The sequence below is a fragment of the Microcoleus sp. S28C3 genome, assembly GCF_036700785.1.
Taxonomy (GTDB): Bacteria; Cyanobacteriota; Cyanobacteriia; order Cyanobacteriales; family Microcoleaceae; genus Microcoleus; species Microcoleus asticus.
Genome location: NZ_JAUBPO010000017.1, coordinates 25,076 through 42,034, shown reverse-complemented (window position 1 = coordinate 42,034; position 16,959 = coordinate 25,076). Strand labels below are relative to the sequence as shown.

The 16,959-nt window shown below is 47.1% G+C and carries 13 protein-coding genes; 9 read left to right on the top strand and 4 right to left on the bottom strand.

Annotated elements, in window-relative coordinates; translation table 11 throughout:
* The first annotated feature begins 52 nt into the window (after nucleotides 1-52).
* Nucleotides 53-1,147: a hypothetical protein gene (locus QUA13_RS07615; protein ID WP_333197745.1), complete on the top strand. Its 1,095-nt coding sequence runs from the start codon at nucleotides 53-55 to the stop codon at nucleotides 1,145-1,147.
* A gap of 48 nt (nucleotides 1,148-1,195) precedes the next feature.
* On the opposite strand, the gene QUA13_RS07610 is transcribed toward QUA13_RS07615, so the two are convergent.
* The 3 genes from QUA13_RS07610 to nagA all read right to left on the bottom strand — a co-directional run bounded on the left by QUA13_RS07610 (nucleotide 1,196) and on the right by nagA (nucleotide 4,024).
* Nucleotides 1,196-1,588, bottom strand: coding sequence for a DUF423 domain-containing protein (locus QUA13_RS07610; RefSeq protein ID WP_333197744.1), 393 nt, complete (start codon nucleotides 1,586-1,588; stop codon nucleotides 1,196-1,198).
* Nucleotides 1,589-1,888: 300 nt separating this feature from the next.
* Complete coding sequence (gene bchM / locus QUA13_RS07605; protein ID WP_172190830.1) at nucleotides 1,889-2,575, bottom strand: magnesium protoporphyrin IX methyltransferase; 687 nt, start codon at nucleotides 2,573-2,575, stop codon at nucleotides 1,889-1,891.
* Between the two features lie 219 nt (nucleotides 2,576-2,794).
* Nucleotides 2,795-4,024 carry an N-acetylglucosamine-6-phosphate deacetylase gene (gene nagA, locus QUA13_RS07600; protein WP_333197743.1) on the bottom strand — a complete coding sequence of 410 codons (1,230 nt, stop codon included), beginning with the start codon at nucleotides 4,022-4,024 and terminating at the stop codon, nucleotides 2,795-2,797.
* Between the two features lie 225 nt (nucleotides 4,025-4,249).
* Here nagA and purE point away from each other — a divergent pair, with 225 nt between their 5' ends.
* Both purE and QUA13_RS07590 read left to right on the top strand, forming a co-directional pair.
* Nucleotides 4,250-4,771 carry a 5-(carboxyamino)imidazole ribonucleotide mutase gene (gene purE / locus QUA13_RS07595; RefSeq protein ID WP_333197742.1) on the top strand — a complete coding sequence of 174 codons (522 nt, stop codon included), beginning with the start codon at nucleotides 4,250-4,252 and terminating at the stop codon, nucleotides 4,769-4,771.
* Between the two features lie 83 nt (nucleotides 4,772-4,854).
* A complete protein-coding gene (locus QUA13_RS07590) occupies nucleotides 4,855-6,456 on the top strand; it encodes an ammonium transporter (protein ID WP_333197741.1) in 1,602 nt (533 codons plus the stop codon).
* A 301-nt stretch (nucleotides 6,457-6,757) separates the two neighbouring features.
* On the opposite strand, the gene QUA13_RS07585 is transcribed toward QUA13_RS07590, so the two are convergent.
* A complete protein-coding gene (locus QUA13_RS07585) occupies nucleotides 6,758-7,360 on the bottom strand; it encodes an IS607 family transposase (protein WP_333197740.1) in 603 nt (200 codons plus the stop codon).
* 282 nt (nucleotides 7,361-7,642) lie between these two features.
* Here QUA13_RS07585 and QUA13_RS07580 point away from each other — a divergent pair, with 282 nt between their 5' ends.
* The 6 genes from QUA13_RS07580 (at nucleotide 7,643) to QUA13_RS07555 (ending at nucleotide 16,703) form a co-directional block, all read left to right on the top strand.
* The gene (locus tag QUA13_RS07580; protein ID WP_333197739.1) at nucleotides 7,643-8,554 is read left to right on the top strand and encodes an SGNH/GDSL hydrolase family protein; all 912 of its coding nucleotides are present in this window, start codon (nucleotides 7,643-7,645) and stop codon (nucleotides 8,552-8,554) included.
* A 472-nt stretch (nucleotides 8,555-9,026) separates the two neighbouring features.
* Nucleotides 9,027-10,457 (top strand): ammonium transporter, encoded by a 1,431-nt coding sequence (locus tag QUA13_RS07575; protein WP_333197738.1) that lies wholly within the window; start codon nucleotides 9,027-9,029, stop codon nucleotides 10,455-10,457.
* Nucleotides 10,458-10,727: 270 nt separating this feature from the next.
* Complete coding sequence (locus QUA13_RS07570; protein WP_172190836.1) at nucleotides 10,728-11,933, top strand: 4-hydroxy-3-methylbut-2-enyl diphosphate reductase; 1,206 nt, start codon at nucleotides 10,728-10,730, stop codon at nucleotides 11,931-11,933.
* Nucleotides 11,934-12,666: 733 nt separating this feature from the next.
* The gene (locus QUA13_RS07565; protein ID WP_333197736.1) at nucleotides 12,667-14,592 is read left to right on the top strand and encodes a CHASE3 domain-containing protein; all 1,926 of its coding nucleotides are present in this window, start codon (nucleotides 12,667-12,669) and stop codon (nucleotides 14,590-14,592) included.
* On the top strand, nucleotides 14,568-15,050 hold the full coding sequence (locus QUA13_RS07560; protein WP_333197735.1) for a response regulator: 483 nt from the start codon (nucleotides 14,568-14,570) through the stop codon (nucleotides 15,048-15,050). The genes QUA13_RS07565 and QUA13_RS07560 overlap by 25 nt, the downstream gene beginning before the upstream one ends.
* Nucleotides 15,051-15,227: 177 nt before the next feature.
* Nucleotides 15,228-16,703, top strand: coding sequence for an ATP-binding protein (locus tag QUA13_RS07555; RefSeq protein ID WP_333197734.1), 1,476 nt, complete (start codon nucleotides 15,228-15,230; stop codon nucleotides 16,701-16,703).
* Nucleotides 16,704-16,959 lie beyond the last annotated feature (256 nt).

Genomic DNA, 16,959 nt, shown 5'->3' with positions numbered 1-16,959 from the left:
AAAAATTAGGGGAATCGAGCGGGTGCGACTTTATAAAAAAACGAGGTTTATCATGACGGGTATTTCCCAACTATCTTCAAAGTCTTTACCGACAGCAGACAAAATTGAACAGGGCGACAGTCTGGCGTCTAGGGATATTACCGGATCGGACACTCACAAACTCCCAGAGGCTAAAGGCGTCAGCGTTTCTTCCTTCGCAGTTAGCTGGGCAAAAAAATATTACAGTATAGTTGCGGCACGAGAAAACCAAGCGCCACGCCAAATTCCCCCAAGCCCAGAGTCAACCTATTTTGAGGGAAATCGAGCTAAAATAGTTGACAAATTGACAAATACCCTGAAATTAGCCAGCGAGATAGCTTGGAATAGAGTAGAAGCTCTTTTAGGGGAACAAATAGAGTGGCACGGGATCGATCCGAGCTTAATTAATCCTTTAGAAATTGTGGCAGACTCTCGCACCTTATATCGCAAAGCAATAGACGCTTACGCGGAGAGAGAACCTATTTTTCGCTTGTCAGTGCTGGTGGGAAAAGATATTATCCAAGTGAGGCGGAAATATTCACAGACCGATCCGTTAGTGCTGGGATTTGTGGCGGTGGAATTTCAATACACTAGCAAAATCTTGTTAGGATGTCTTTCGGAGTCAGAGCGATCGAAATTTGCACCCTACTTAAAAATTGTAGACGACTACCTGCACATTCCCTACGGAGAGATTAACGAGGCTGCGGCGAATCAGTCTCCAAATTCAAGATCTCTATTAGCTGTTCAGCATTTGTGGCAGCATAAAACTGAGATTGCTAGTGCAGTGTACGAGCGCGCTAGTTTCCAGCATCAAGGATACCGCAGCAGCAGCGGGTATTTGACCGATCGAGAGATAAAAATTTCTGGTATCCGGGATGTCGAGATTTTTCAAAGCTATTTGTGCTGGTGCGTTTTGGAAGGTAGTATTCGCCCGGTACAGCAAGAATTGTTTCCAATTTGCGTGATGTTGTACCCCAAACTTCATGTAAGTTGGGAGTTAGTGCAGGATATGCTGCTGATTTTGTTTTGGGAAATATGCGATCGGCTTCCTGCTGAAGATTTAACGGTATTTGTACCTTACTTGCGTACTGTGACTGAGATGTTTTCGAGTGATGTGTTTGAAAATTAGGTAATTGGAAATTGGGAATTGGTAATTGCTTCAAAATTTACCAGTTGCCTATTTAAAACTAAAAGCTGCGACTGCCAAACATCCCCAACCGACAATAAAAGCAACTCCCCCCAGCGGCGTAATTGCACCCAGCCATTTGATGTCAGTTAAACTCAGGGCGTACAAACTGCCTGAAAAGATGATAGTGCCGGCAATAAAAGCCCATCCAGACACTGCAAAAAAGGTTTGATACTCTTGGGCGCGGCTCAAGAGTAAAGCGACGAGTAATAGAGCTAGGGCATGGTACATTTGATAGCGGGCGCCGGTCTCAAAAATTGCTAAAGCTCGATCGCTCAATTGATTTTTCAAAGCGTGGGAGGCGAAAGCACCCCCTGCAACGGATAAACCTCCGAATACGGCTGCGGCTGCTATAAAAATGCGCATTAAAATTAGCGTTGACATAATATTTATTTAATTGGGAAGAATGAAGAGGGAAGGAAGAAGGAAGAAGGAAGAAGGAAGAAGGAAGAGGGAAGAAGGAAGAAGGAAGAGGGAAGAAGGAAGAGGGAAGAAATAAGGAAGAGGGAAAAACATCTAATTGTTGATATCGAAGGTTCGCGGTGCGTGCCTTACTTGTCATTGCCAGCGTCCGCGAAGCAATCGCAGAGTATGGAGGTTCACTGGCGCAACTCTGGGAAGGGAAGGTGCGCGTTGCGCACCCTAGGTTTACGCTAAATTAGCTTTTTTGCACACATTTTTAACCTATTTCCGTACAGCTTCCAGCAAGCGAGAATAATAAAAGCTAGTGCTATTCATGGCTGTTCTTTTAACAACAAAGCCGTTGCTTTCTAAGATTTTGATAATATCTGCTTCGCGGTGCTGGTAAGCGCGGGTAGTTTTGCTCGGGCCGGGGAAAAGTTCGCCAAACTTTTTGAGGGCGGTGAGTGCTAAGGTTTTGGGGGCAAAACTGAGAATTAGTCGCGATTGGGCGATCGAACTTAGGTGAGCGATCATTTCCGCAGCCTTATTTTGAGGATAGTGGATCAGCACGTCCAAACATATTACTGTGTGGAAATTGCCGGTTAAAGCTTCCAAATCTTGGGCGGCGAAGGAGATGTTGTAGAGCTTGCCGGGAACTGCTGTCGATCGATCGTAGGCTTCTGCTACCATCTTTTCAGAGATATCGCTAGCGCAAACAATTGCCCCAGCCTCAGCCAGAGGAATGCTCAGAGATCCCACACCGCAGCCGGCATCGCAGACGGAAAGCCCGGGCAAATTGCCGTCAGCTTGCAGCCATTCGATGACTGTATCCACCGTTTTCTGGTGCCCGGTGCGGATGTCTAGCTGAACTTTATTGACTTTGCCGTCGCCGTAAATTCGCTGCCAGCGATCGAATCCCGTCGAGTTAAAATACTGTCTAACTATAGTCTTGTCGTCTACCAAATTCATCGATCTGCCTGCTGCTGAGTTATTGCCAACGGTTAGATATTATATAGCAATCCGGTTCGGAAAACGCGCAACTGGCAACCATCGATCGATTTTAGATTGGCGATTTTAGATTTTAGATTAAAACCGCCAATCTAAAATCTAAAATCGATCTCGTAATACCAGTTCCCACATTCTTAATTCTTCAATCCTTTAATCTAAAATCTAAAATGGTTTAACGGGTTAAAAGAGTCGATGCCAAGCCAATTCCTTTGTCGCCGCATTTAAATTCCAGCGCAACAATTGAGTGGCCGATTTGCCAATAATTCCGGAAACTCCGATCGCACTTCTCGGAGATTCAGTTGCCAGCGCGATCGCACTTTCGGCGTCGCAAATTCCCCATTTCACCAAATTCTGCACTCCCGCCAACAGCGGCAGAGTTGTGCCTGCCAAAGTAGCAGATTCCAGGGGCGAGTGGTAATCTAATCTGACCCAAGCCGTACCTTTTCTCACTTCAATTTGTCGGGAATCCCAAGGATAAACACCGTCAGGCAAACCCAAAGGAGCCAAAGCATCGCTCACTAAAAAAACGCCTTTTTCATACCTACCAGCGCGCAGCAAAAAATCAATCATTGTCGGAGAAACGTGCTTGCCGTCAGCAATTAAACCGCATTTTACGCCCGGAGAAACGATCGCCGCTCCCAACAAACCCGGTTCTCGGTGGTGCAAACTCGGCATCGCATTAAAAGCGTGAGTTACCATTGAAGCTCCCCGAGCAAATGCTTGCTGGGCTTGCTCAGCCGTCGCTTGGGAGTGTCCGAGGCTGACGGCAATTCCCAAACTTTGCAAATAAGAAATGACTTCGCCCGTGCTGTCTAACTCCGGCGCTAAAGTAATTATTTTGACAATATCGGCACAATCTCCTAAAACTTGCTTGACATTTTCTATAGTTAGCGGTAGTAAAAACTCAACTGGGTGAGCTCCTCGCTTCTGGGGGTTGAGAAAAGGGCCTTCGAGGTGAACACCGAGAATTTCCGCTGTTTTGGTTTTATTGATTGCCGGAGCAGCGGTTTGTACAGTGCGGATATAATCAGCTATCGTCGAGAGCGATCGCCGAAATTTATCGAGCGAAGTTGTTACCAAAGTCGGCAAAAAAGCATCGACTCCCTGATTCCACAAAAATTGACAAATTTTCGGCAAAATTTCAATTTGCTTGCTTTCTAAATCGGGGAAAGCAAAACCCAGGGCCCCGTTAATCTGCAAGTCAACACCGCCCAGAGAAAGCCAATCGCCTGCTACATCAAGCACTTGCAAATCGGGAGGACAAATCCGTTTAAATACGGCGTCCATCGGCCAAACTTCTTGAATGATGCCCGTTTCGTCAACAGCAAGCATCTGCAAATCCTTGTAACCCGGGAGGCGAGCATTGAGAATATCTGTGGGGGCGGCAGTTGGGGTTGTGGCTTCAGTCATCCGATTTTAGATTTTAGATTTTAGATTTTAGATTTTAGATTTTAGATTGGCTCCGATGGATAAATCTGGAGGCTGCTTATGAGGATGCGGAGCTTTTTGCTTTCTGGATGGTGGCTTGTAACCAAATTGCTTTCGAGCCTGACTTTTGCTACAAAATATCTAAATTTGAGTTAACGCCATAATTTAAAATTACCATTAATCTGAAATCTAACATCTCAGCATTGCATGAATGAACCAACAGTTGGAATTATCATGGGTAGCGATTCGGATTTGCCAACCATGTCTGAAGCGATCGCAGTTTGCGAAGAGTTCAGCGTTGCTTGCTCCGTGGCAATCGTCTCGGCGCACCGCACCCCCTCGCGCATGGTGGAATACGCCCAAACCGCGCACCAACGGGGCTTAAAAGTCATTATCGCAGGTGCCGGGGGAGCGGCGCACCTCCCAGGCATGGTAGCATCTTTAACGCCCTTGCCAGTAATTGGCGTGCCTGTACCGAGCCGCCACCTGCAAGGCATAGATTCGCTGTACTCGATCGTGCAAATGCCAGCCGGGATACCCGTTGCCACAGTGGGGATCGGCAACGCTAAGAATGCTGGCTTGCTCGCAGTTCAGATACTAGCAGCTCATCAGCCAGAATTGCTAGAGCGAGTCCTGGATTACCGCAAAACTTTGTCCGAATCAGTAATGAAAAAACAAAATCAGCTAGAACAGCTAGGCTATCAAAACTATCTCAATATGAACAAATAATCCATAAACTTTTGTAGTAAAATTGGAAAGTTTTCCGAATATTGCTGAGCTTACTAGCCGTAAAGAGGGTGAAAGTGATTAAAATGACTGTCGGAAAGAAAAAGTCGAAACAAGTCAGGCGGGAGTCTTTAAATTTGCCAGCAGCTAACTTTTTGACCAAAGTTAACAGGTTCAAGAAATTACAAAGGACGATCGCCCGCCTCAGTCCAAGCTGGCAAGCCTGCATACCTTTAGCTGCAGTCATCGTCTTGGTGTGGGGATATGCAGCGGTAGCCCAAACAGCTCCCGCGCCAACCACCGAGGAACAATTAGCAAGCCTTAAGGTGGGCATGGATACCATGTGGGTCATGATTGCTGCGATGCTAGTGTTCTTTATGAACGCCGGTTTCGGTATGTTGGAAACCGGTTTTTGCCGCCAAAAAAATGCAGTCAACGTGCTCTCCAAAAACTTGATTGTTTTTGCGCTTTCTACGATCGCCTTTTGGGCGATCGGTTTTGCGTTAATGTTCAGCGACGGCAACGGTTTTATTGGCAGCAGCGGCGGATTTTTTCTGTGGAATGTAGCCGACAACAGCCCCGCCACAGGAGACGCTTATCAAGGCATTTTCGACTCGCTTAACTGGACGGGAGTGCCGCTCAACGCTAAATTCTTTTTCCAATTAGTTTTTGCGGGAACTGCTGCCACGATCGTTTCTGGAGCAGTTGCAGAGCGAGTTAAATTTATTGACTTCTTAATTTTCTGCTTGCTGCTAGTAGGCATTGCTTACCCAATTACCGGACACTGGATTTGGGGCGGCGGCTGGCTGGCAAAAGCCGGCTTCTGGGATTTTGCAGGTTCGACAGTGGTTCACTCGGTAGGCGGTTGGGCTGCTTTGATGGGAGCGGCATTTTTGGGGCCGCGGATCGGCAAGTACCGCGACGGCGATACTGTGGCGATGCCGGGACACAATATGAGCATTGCCACCCTGGGCTGTTTGATTCTGTGGTTGGGTTGGTTCGGGTTCAATCCCGGTTCGACAATGGCAGTCGATCCAAATGCGATCGCCCACATTGCGATCACCACCAACACCGGCGGCGCCTTCGGGGGAGTTGCTGCAACGATTACAGCTTGGCTGTACCTGGGCAAACCCGACCTTTCCATGATTATCAACGGCATCCTCGCAGGCTTAGTCGGCGTAACAGCTAGCTGCGCTTGGATCAACGTGCCCAACTCTGCCATTATCGGCACGATCGCCGGTATCCTGGTAGTTTTCGCAGTAACTTTCTTCGACAACTTGAAAATTGACGACCCTGTAGGGGCAACTTCAGTTCACTTAGTCTGCGGCATCTGGGGAACTCTGGCGGTTGGGCTGTTTGCGGACGGGCCTACAACTGGACTTTATACCGCAGGCCCGGCAGCCGGATTGCTCGTGGGCGGAGGTTTCGGTCAACTCTGGGCGCAGTTGGTCGGCATTATCTCTGTAGGCGGGATGACCGTGCTGCTGAGTACGATTTTTTGGATGGCACTCAAAGCTTTGCTGGGTATCCGCGTTTCTGCTTCAGAGGAGGCTGAAGGTTTGGATATCGGCGAACACGGGATGGAAGCTTACACCGGGTTTGTGAAGGAAACGAGCTTGGACAACAGAAGTGAGAGCAGCTACGGCGGTTATGCTGGGGGTTCTGGGGGGAGGACTACCAAACTGTAGAGCGTGCGAAGAGATCGCTCTATTCAGCTTTCGTGTCTTAAATTAGCTATTTATAAGCTAATTCACCCCTTTATTCAGAAAAACCAAAATCTGAAATAGCCGCCAACTTATGGCTGTCTATCGTTGTGCTCGCGTTTCAATCTTCAATGCGAACGCGGGCATATTTTTAATTGTTAGTTTACTTTTAATAGCTACATATAGCAGTTTTCGAGTGCCTGAGATCTGCGCCGATAATTAGTAATTGGTAATGGGGAAATGGGAATTGAGAATCTGTAACTGACGAGCGTTGCTGTTGTATTGGTTAGAGTTGATCGGCAATTGCTTTAAGTTCTTCAATGATGCGCTTATTCTTGGAATTCCTGCTGCCATAAATGCCGGCTGAGAACACGGTGATTATTTCTAGTACATCTTTAGCTAAATCCTCCTCACAGCTAGCATCTTCGGTTTGATTGATAATCACTACCTCTGTCCCAAAGTGTTCGCACAAATTAAAAATTAGTTCAGAACCAAATCTCAGCAGTCTGTCTTTGTGAGTTAACACCAACCTTTCTACTTGATTGTCTGCGATCGCCCGAATTAGACGTTGTAAACCCCGCATACTGTAATTAACCCCAGAACCCACATCATCAATGATTTGGAATTGCCAGCCGTGAGATGCACAAAACAATTCCAAAACTTGTTTTTGTCTGTCTAAATCATCTTTTTGGTCGTGACTGCTAACCCGAGCGTAAGCAACGGTTAAAGCGCCGTTGGGTTTTAAGCCGAGAAGATGAGCTAGGTCATACCGTCTGTGACCGTTAGCCGTGCGTTCCGGTATTAGCTTGCCTTCGGCTTCCCACCTGCGTAAGGTGGAAGCGCTCACACCTTTAATTTTGGCTGCTTCAGTTATAGTTAATTTTTTCATTTTTGGATTTTAGCATCAGAAATGAGTAAGTTCGATCAGTTTTAGATATATTTGTGTGCAGTGCTGCGGCTTTGACAAATCCGATTTCGGTGCAAGAAAGTTTGGTAGCCAGATTTTTTATGGTAAAGTAGTGCGAAAAAGCAAAGTTCTGCATCGCCGCCCTTGCCCAACACAGCACAGTGCTTGATTCTTACAAGAATTGAGGCTTTAATTGAGCGGTAAAATTTGATGCAGCAATGAGTGCAAATTATTCGGTGTGATGCCTGCAGATAGCTTGAGTTTATGGAGAAGTTTGGAGGAGGTAGCAGAAGTAGAACTCATAAATCCCTCTTAGGGATGGAAGTTAGCCGATCGAAAACTGTTCCGGTTTGGGCTTTGCTATCTTTGGTGACGAACGGTGTACTGATGCTCACAGTCGCTCAACTACTGCTGCGGGGAAACAACTTGACAGAAAGCTTCCAGGCCAATGATGCGGTGACGGCAGAAAGCGCCCAGGAACAAATTGACCAATCGGTGACCTCTGCAAACCCAGTGCTAGACGTGCCCGTTCCAGGACCGCGACATAAATGGACTTACCAGCAGTGGGTGACGCAGTTGGGTCGCGAAGCTGAGGCGGCGGCGGAGAATCGACCCTCAAGACTGAGTGTTTTGGCTGGGGATTCTCTGAGTATGTGGTTTCCGACCAAACTGTTACCGGTCGATCGAATTTGGCTGAATCAAGGGATTTCGGGGGAGACTTCCGTGGGTTTGCTGAAGCGGTTGCAGTTGTTCGATCGAACTGCGCCGGATACGGTGTTTGTGATGATCGGGATTAACGATTTGTTGCGGGGGGCGAGCGACGAAGGGATTTTGGACAACCAGCGGCAGATTATTCGCGATTTGCGGTGGGCTCACCCCAAAGCAGAAGTAGTTGTGCAGTCGATTTTGCCGCACAGCGGGGAACAAGCTACTTGGGAAAATCGCGATCGGCTGTTGGCAATTCCTAACAGTCGGATTCGGGCAATAAATCGGCGGCTGAAAGAAATTGCTAGTTCTGAAAATGTTTTGTATCTGGATTTGTACCCGCTGTTTGCGGATGCTGACGGCAATTTGCCAACCGAACTCAGCACAGATGGCTTGCACCTTAACGATCAAGGTTATCTGGTTTGGCGATCGGCCCTGCAACTCTTCGATCAGATGCAGTTGAAAAATTAGTCATTAGTCCTCAGTCATTAGTTATTAGTCCTTCATCAGTTAAAAAGATGGAGGATGAAGTCATATTGTCCCCAACTCTCCTCCCCTCCTCCTCCCACTCTCCCCAACTCAAAACACTCCCCCTATCCTCTACTAGCCCTCCCCTGATACTCTGCTGCCACGGGCTATGTCAAGTAGCGACCGATAGATGAAGAAATACGATCGTTAGCTCTTTAGTATAACGTGATACAGAATAACTGTTTCTACAAATGGTGCAATCCAAAAGCACAGACCGTTGGATTGATGGTTGACGAATTTAGATGAGTCCGGCTATACGAAGTCGGGGGGTTGAGGATGGGGGAATTATCTATTGAAGATTTGTTCCGCTAAAACAGGGACTTAAAACCAAAGCACTATTGCATCTAAAATTCTCGCATCTAAAATCGGCCCGGTCTTCCCTGAAAATTGCTGAGTATGAGAAGGTACAACTAACGTGATCGAAAAAAGTTTAAAGATCGGCATCATCGCCCTGTGGCTGTTAAGCGTACCGCTGACGGACAATGCCTTAGCTCAAGCTGTCGATCCAGCAGCAGCGGTGGCGCCGAATCCGATCGACACCGGCGATACGGCCTGGATGTTGGTCTCCGCAGCACTGGTATTGCTAATGACACCGGGGCTGGCGTTTTTCTACGGGGGACTGGTGCGGTCGCGCAACGTCCTCAACACCATGATGATGAGCTTAGTCATGATGGGACTGATCGGCGTCACCTGGACGCTGTGGGGCTACAGTTTGGCATTTGACGTTTCCACTCCAGCGTCCGAAGGCTTTGGGCAAGGGATCGAAACCTTCATCGGCGGCTTCGACTGGATGTTCTTGAACAACGTCACGGCGGACAAACCAGATCCGATCGGCTACGCACCGACAATACCCCACCAAGTCTTCATGGTGTACCAGATGATGTTCGCCATCATCACTCCCGCACTGATTTCCGGGGCGATCGTCGAACGGGTAACATTTAAAACCTATTTTTGGTTCGTGCTGCTGTGGTCTACCTTCATCTACTCTCCTTTAGCCCACTGGGTTTGGGGTAGAGGCTGGCTGCAGGCGATCGGATCTCTGGACTTTGCCGGCGGGACAGTGGTACACATCAGTTCCGGTGTTTCTGCGGTTGTCGCAGCTTGGGTAATCGGGCCCCGCAAAGACCACTTGAACAACCCCCACACCCCCCACAACGTACCCTACGTCTTGCTGGGAATTGGGCTGCTGTGGTTCGGCTGGTTTGGATTCAACGGCGGTAGTGCTTTGGGATCTGGTTCTTTAGCAACAGTGGCTTTTGTCACCACGATGATTTCAACAGCAGCCGGCGGTTTAACTTGGACAATTGTGGAATGGGTGCTCAGAGGCAAACCCACAGCAGTGGGAATTGCTAGCGGTTTCCTAGCGGGATTGGTGGGCATCACACCTGCGGCTGGATTCGTGCTTCCAGTCGGGGCGCTTTTGATCGGATCGATCACTTCCGTTTGCTGCTTCTTTGCCGTTAGTTTCCGGGCTAAGCTGGGATTTGACGACTCTTTGGATACCTTCCCGGTTCACGGCGTCGGCGGCACTGTGGGCGCGATTCTGACTGGCGTGTTTGCGACTAAAGCGGTTAACGCTGCCGGAAATGACGGGCTGTTTGCCGGGAATCCGGGGCTAATCGTGACCCAGTTTATAGGCGTTCTAGCTACTTACGTGTTTGCCGCTGTCGGCACTTTTGTGATCCTGAAAATTTTGGGGCAGTTTATGGAACTGCGAGTGGCGTCATCTGCTGAAGACCAAGGTTTGGATATCGGCCTGCACGGGGAAGAAGCTTACGGTGAGGATTTTGCCGGCGGTTTCAGTTCGTTGGAATCGAGTTCTCCTTTTGCGCCGAAAAAGGTTTGAAACTATCATAAGACTGACGCACTCAAGCCTGTGAAACCCGGTTTCTTGGTAGATTTATCGGCTCTCAAGCAGATTTTTCTAAGAAACCGGGTTTCTTTGCCGGATTTTGCGCCGCAGAAGGTTTGAAGCTAGGATTGGCAGTCAAAGTCAAAAATACTTGTGTAGCCCCGTTTTGCCGTTGTTGCAGACGGGGTTTTCAAATTTGAGATAGGAATTCTCCAATGGTTCTAAAATCAAAGGTAATTAACCTAGATTTCAAATCGATACCGCATGGATACTAAAGCTTTTAAACGATCGCTCCAACAGTCTGAAAACTACCACCGCAAGGGTTTCGGACACGAAGCTGAGGTAGCTGGCGTGATGCAGACGGCTTATCAAAGCAGTCTGATCCAGCAAATTCGCGACAATAATTACAGGCTGGAACGCGGCGCAGTAACGATCCGGCTGGCTCAGGCTTTTGGGTTTTGCTGGGGGGTGGAACGCGCTGTAGCTATTGCTTACGAGACTCGCCAGCATTTCCCCTCCGAACGGATTTGGATTACTAATGAGATTATTCACAATCCGTCTGTCAATCAGCATTTGCGGGATATGGAAGTTGGTTTTATTGCTGTTGAGAAGGGGCAGAAAGATTTTTCAGTTGTCGATAGCGGCGATGTGGTAATTTTACCGGCTTTTGGGGCGAGCGTGCAAGAAATGCAGTTGCTTAATGATAAAGGCTGCAAGATTGTTGATACTACTTGTCCTTGGGTTTCTAAGGTTTGGAATACTGTTGAAAAGCACAAAAAGAGAGATTGCACTTCAATTATTCACGGTCAGTACAAGCATGAGGAAACTGTTGCTACGAGTTCTTTTGCTGATAAGTATTTGATTGTGCTGAATTTGCAGGAAGCTGAATATGTCAGCAATTATATTTTGCACGGGGGCGATAGGGCTGAGTTTCTTGCTAAGTTTAGTAAGGCTTATTCTGCTGGTTTTGACCCGGATCGGGATTTGGAAATGGTGGGAATTGCCAACCAAACTACTATGCTCAAAACTGAGACCGAGAATATTGGCAAGTTGTTTGAGAAAACGATGATGCGGAAGTTTGGGCCTGAGAATTTGAACGAGCATTTTCAGAGTTTTAATACTATCTGCGATGCGACTCAGGAACGGCAAGATGCTATGTTGAGTTTGGTTGAGGAAAAGTTGGATTTGATGCTCGTGATTGGGGGTTTTAATTCTTCTAATACTACGCATTTGCAGGAAATTGCGATCGACAAAACTATTCCTTCTTATCACATTGATTGTGCGGAGCGCATTTTACCGGGCAATCGGATCGAACACAAGCCTTTGGGGGGAGATTTGGTCGTAACTGAAGGTTGGCTGCCGGATGGTAAAATTGTGGTAGGCGTGACTTCTGGTGCTTCTACGCCTGATAAGGTTGTTGAAGATACCATAGATCGCATTTTGGCGATGAAAGCCGCTGCGGTTGCCTAATTATATCGTTTCCGCTGGCATCGGAATAATCATTTTTCGAGTGCAGTGCGATCGTCTCGCTATGTTTGCGAGCCAGACGCTCGATCGCGCTCGCAAACATAGTATTATTCCGATGTTACCGGATTTGATATTCAACTAATTTCAACCAATTAATTCTCGGCTTTTACCCGATCGCTTGCATTTCTTATAATATTCACCCGCGCGATCGCCTCTGTGAATTTCTCCCCTGCGTTCAACGAATTATTTTTTTAATAAAATATTAAAAATTAGCGTTTTTTTGGGGATAAAAAGCTTGACTTGGCTGGCTTGACAATGTATTATTTAATAATGGGAATAGTGCCAAAAATTTAATTTATATCACCATTCCCATTATCTAAAATATACCCCAAAAATCAACTTAAGTCAATAGGTAAAGACTCTTTTCTTTGCGCCGCGATTTGAAACTGTGAAAGCAGCATAATCGATGCAACAAAACATGGTGAATAAAGCTTTGTTAACCATCCTAGATTGTGTGGTGGCTGCCTGAATCAGGCGATGTAAGAAAGCGATTTCTTACATCTCGGACTTAAGGGGGATGCGAGGAGGAGCGTGGCTAAACAAAAGACAAGATCGATCGCACATTTGATCCTTAAATTTATAGGCTTTGGCCGCCTGCCTGCACGCGCCAAAAATTCGGGTACTCTTAATCCAGCTAAAATAAAAGAAAAAGCAGGAGTCGCGTGCCGAGTATGTCATGAAACAATCGCTGACTAGCCAAATCACCGCAGGTATCGGAATGGCCGTGGCGCTGTTGATTCTCAATGCGGCAACTTCCTACCGCAACACTCTCAAGTTACTCGAAAACGAACGCTGGGTGGGCCACACTCACCAAGTTTTAACCGAACTCGAAGCCACGCTTTCCACCTTAAAAGATGCTGAAACCGGAGAGCGCGGTTATTTACTGACGGGAGAAGAACGGTATTTAGAACCTTACAACAGCGCGATCGCCCGCGTCAACGAACAAATAGTTGGATTGCAGCAGCTAACCGCCGACAACAACCGGCAGCAACAGCGCATTCGCGACTTGAAAATGGCGATCGACTCTAAATTAGCCGAACTTGAAGGAACCATCAATCTGCGACGCGAACAAAACTTAGAAGCAGCCCTGCGACGAGTAAAATTCGGTAGGGGAAAGCAAATCATGGGCGACATTCGGCAGCAGATAGCGGTCATGACTGCCGAAGAAACTAAGCTATTGCACCAGCGCGCCCGAGAATCTCAAGCGAGTGCTAATTTGACAATCCTGACTTTTAGCCTTGCCACTTTAGTAAATTTCCTGTTGATGGTGTTGGTTTACTATTTGGTGAAGCGCGATCGAACTTTGCGCGACAATGCCGAAATCAAGCAAAATCAACTGTTAGAACAGCTAGAAGACGATCGCCACTTCTTAGAATTAACCCAAGAACGTTTCCGCAGCGCCATTCTCAACGCCCCGCTGCCAATTATGCTGCACGCTGAAAACGGAGAAGTTTTGCAAATTAACTGCGCTTGGACAGAACTCTCAGGCTACCAACATTCAGAAATTCCCACAATTGAAGATTGGACAGAAAAAGCTTACCACAGCCGCAAATCGGTAGTGCAAGCAGATATCGATCGGCTGCACCAATTAAACGCCCGCATTTCTGAAGGCGAATATATGATTGCCACAGCCAGCGGCGAAAGTCGAATTTGGGATTTTTATTCCGCACCTTTAGGCAAGCTTTCCGACGGCAGAAGTTTAGTCATTAGTACCGCCATTGACGTAACTGCGCGCAAACAAGCAGAAGCAGAAATTCGGATGCTCAACGCTACGTTAGAACGGCGAGTGGAACTCCGCACCAATCAACTTCAAGCAGCTAACGAAGAATTAGAAGCTTTCGCCTATACCGTCGCTCACGATTTGCGCGCTCCCCTGCGGGGAATGCAGGGATTGGCTGAAGCTTTATTAGAAGATTACCGCGACCTCCTCGACGAACTCGGTCAAGAATACGCCCAGCAAATTGTCAATTCTGGGCAACAATTAGAAGCATTGATCCAAGATTTGCTAGCTTACAGCCGCCTGAGCCGCAGTGATTTATCGCTGCAAGTTTTAGAGTTAGAATCTGCTGTCGCCGAGGCAATTGCTATGGTACAAGCCGACGCTAAATCCAGGCACGCTCAAATCAGTGTTCGATCGCCCTTGCCTGCGGTAATTGCCCACCGCGTTACTTTAGTTCAAGTAATCGCAAATCTGCTGGCAAATGCTATAAAATTTGTGGAAGGCGCACCTCCCCAATTGCATATTTGGGCTGAGGAAATTAAGCTGCCTCAAGAGGGAGATACAAATAGCCCAACAGCGGGAGAATTGCAAAGGGAAAGAGTGGGACAATGGGACCATGCCCAGTTACTGATTACCAGTGGCGAATTGTCAGTCCCCATCATCCGTCTGTGGGTAGAAGACAACGGCATCGGTATTGCTCCAGAACATCAAAAACGGATTTTTCGGGTTTTTGAACGGCTGCACGGTATCGAGTCTTACCCCGGAACTGGTATAGGATTAGCTATTGTACAAAAAGGAACCGATCGCATGGGCGGTCAAGTGGGTGTGGAATCTCAATTAGGACAAGGCAGTCGATTTTGGATAAATTTGAGGAAGGCATGAAAGTAATGCAGACGATTTTGCTGGTGGAAGATAATCCGGTTGATATTCTTTTGATGCAGCGGGCTTTTCGTAAGGAGATTTTTACTAATACTTCGCTGCAAATTGTCCGAGATGGAGATGCAGCGGTTTTTTATTTAAATGGTGACGGAGAATACAGCGATCGCGATCGCTATCCTTTACCTGCGGTAATTTTACTAGACTTGAAATTGCCCAGGCGCTCCGGTCACGAGGTTCTGGTTTGGCTGAAGCAGCAGCCGGAACTAAAACGCTTGCCGGTGGTTATGCTTACTTCTTCTAAGGAAACAATTGATGTCAAGCGAGCTTACGATTTAGGGGTGAATTCTTATTTGGTTAAACCGATCGGGTTTGCTTCTTTGTTGGAAATGATGCAGAGTTTTAACGAGTATTGGCTCAACTATACGGAACTGCCGGAACCTAGAGAATGTTCGGGTTTGTAGTTGCGGTTTCCCGGTTTTTCTTCCTCGTTTTTTCGTTACCAGGCTCTTCGTGGTAAGGAGGAAATTAAGTTTATAGTCAGGAAGCCCGTCCTCTATCATCTTAAAGGGGCGACCTGCAACATTTTTATAAGCGAGCGATCCGCACTCTATCTGAGAGACAAATTATCAATAGTTAAAGTGGTACACATTCTGGTAATTGACGATAACCCAACGGATCGGCTGCTCGTCAAACGCGAGTTAGAGCGACAATTCTCACAATTGCAAATAACGGAAATTTCCGACGATAGATTATTCGGGGAAGCACTGAATCGAGGGGGATTCCATCTGGTAATTACCGACTACCAACTGCGCTGGACGAACGGTTTAGATGTGCTGAAAACTATCAAAGCCAGTTATCCAGAATGCCCGATTGTAATGTTTACGAATACTGGCAACGAAGAAATTGCTGTAGAGGCGATGAAGTCAGGATTGGACGACTACATTATCAAGTCGCCGAAGCACTACGTCCGCCTTTGCGTTGCGGTTCGCGCAGTGCTCGATCGAGTTGCCGCATGGAAACGAGTCGCCCGACTGGAAAGTCAACTTAATTCTCTGCTAGAACGCTTAAATGTCGGAGTTTTTCGAGCGACTTCTGAGGGGAAGCTTTTGGAAAGCAATCAAGCTTTTTTGCGCTTGTTTGATGCCAGCAATTTAGCAGATGTCCAAGGCATTTATCTCCAGCAATTGTTTTTGCAGCCGCTAGATCCAGGAGAGTCTCGGTCTCAAAATCTCGAAATTACATTTCCTTTGACAGACGGTCGAGTAAAATGGATTCGGTTTACTCAATATCTCTACAGCGCAGAAGGTGAAACTACGATCGAGGGATTGGTTGAAGATGTTACGGAACTCAAGCAGGCTGAACTTGCTTTGCGCCAATTTAATGAAACTTTGGAAGATCGGGTGAGAGAGCGTACTGCTGAGTTAGAAGAAGTTAATGCACAGCTCGAATCGTTTACCTATTCAGTTTCTCACGACTTGCGCGCTCCTCTGCGGGGAATTTTGTTTTTTGCTGAAATTTTGCTCCAAGATAAAGCCAGCGAGTTGGATGCTACCGCACAGGATTACTTGTATCGGATGACCGACGCTGCAAGTCTGATGAATACTTTAATCGAAAATTTGCTAGAGTACAGCCGCCTCAGCAAAGCTAACTTGCCGCTAAAAGCAATCTCTCTTAATTTAATTGTCGCTCGCTCGATCGCGCAACTAGAGGCTGAAATTGCCCAAAAACAAGCTCGGATAACGGTTGTCGAACTGCTACCTGCGGTGTTGGCACATCCTCCTACGCTGGTGCAAGTCTTGGCTAACTTGCTCTCCAATGCTATTAAGTTCGTGCAGCCTGGGATAGAGCCGCAGGTGCGAGTTTATGCAGAAGCTGAGGAGGAATATATATATCTTTGGGTAGAAGACAATGGCATTGGTATTGCAAAAGAATTTCATGATAGGATTTTTGGATTGTTCGATCGCTTGCACGGTCAAGAAGTGTATCCAGGGACGGGAATTGGGCTGGCGATCGCTCGCAAAGGAGTCGATCGGATGGGCGGTGCGATCGGGCTGAAATCGACACTGGGAACCGGTACCCGATTCTGGGTAAAATTGCGCAAGTGCGATTTTTGAAGAAGCAAGTTCGGCAACGACGCAGAGTACAAGATTTTAAAGATGAGGTTGCAGGGAAAAGGTTTTTTAACAGCAATATTCTGCTGTAGCTGAAAGAATCAATCAAACCGCTTCCTCAAACCACAATACAGAAGAAACAAGTAGTATAGTAATAGTTAACCGATCTCTTGCACCGTTCCCGCCAGAGCACGCTTTCTGACCTTTTCTACAACAACTGAATTAATTTTTTTTGTGGGGCACGCCCCTGAAAGGCTGG

Excerpts from the sequence above, each read along its gene's own strand:
- QUA13_RS07615 (WP_333197745.1), top strand. The coding sequence starts at position 53 with ATGACGGGTATTTCCCAACTATCTTCAAAGTCTTTACCGACAGCAGAC.
- QUA13_RS07610 (WP_333197744.1), bottom strand. The coding sequence starts at position 1,588 with ATGTCAACGCTAATTTTAATGCGCATTTTTATAGCAGCCGCAGCCGTA.
- bchM (WP_172190830.1), bottom strand. The coding sequence starts at position 2,575 with ATGAATTTGGTAGACGACAAGACTATAGTTAGACAGTATTTTAACTCG.
- nagA (WP_333197743.1), bottom strand. The coding sequence starts at position 4,024 with ATGACTGAAGCCACAACCCCAACTGCCGCCCCCACAGATATTCTCAAT.
- purE (WP_333197742.1), top strand. The coding sequence starts at position 4,250 with ATGAATGAACCAACAGTTGGAATTATCATGGGTAGCGATTCGGATTTG.
- QUA13_RS07590 (WP_333197741.1), top strand. The coding sequence starts at position 4,855 with ATGACTGTCGGAAAGAAAAAGTCGAAACAAGTCAGGCGGGAGTCTTTA.
- QUA13_RS07585 (WP_333197740.1), bottom strand. The coding sequence starts at position 7,360 with ATGAAAAAATTAACTATAACTGAAGCAGCCAAAATTAAAGGTGTGAGC.
- QUA13_RS07580 (WP_333197739.1), top strand. The coding sequence starts at position 7,643 with ATGGAGAAGTTTGGAGGAGGTAGCAGAAGTAGAACTCATAAATCCCTC.
- QUA13_RS07570 (WP_172190836.1), top strand. The coding sequence starts at position 10,728 with ATGGATACTAAAGCTTTTAAACGATCGCTCCAACAGTCTGAAAACTAC.
- QUA13_RS07565 (WP_333197736.1), top strand. The coding sequence starts at position 12,667 with ATGAAACAATCGCTGACTAGCCAAATCACCGCAGGTATCGGAATGGCC.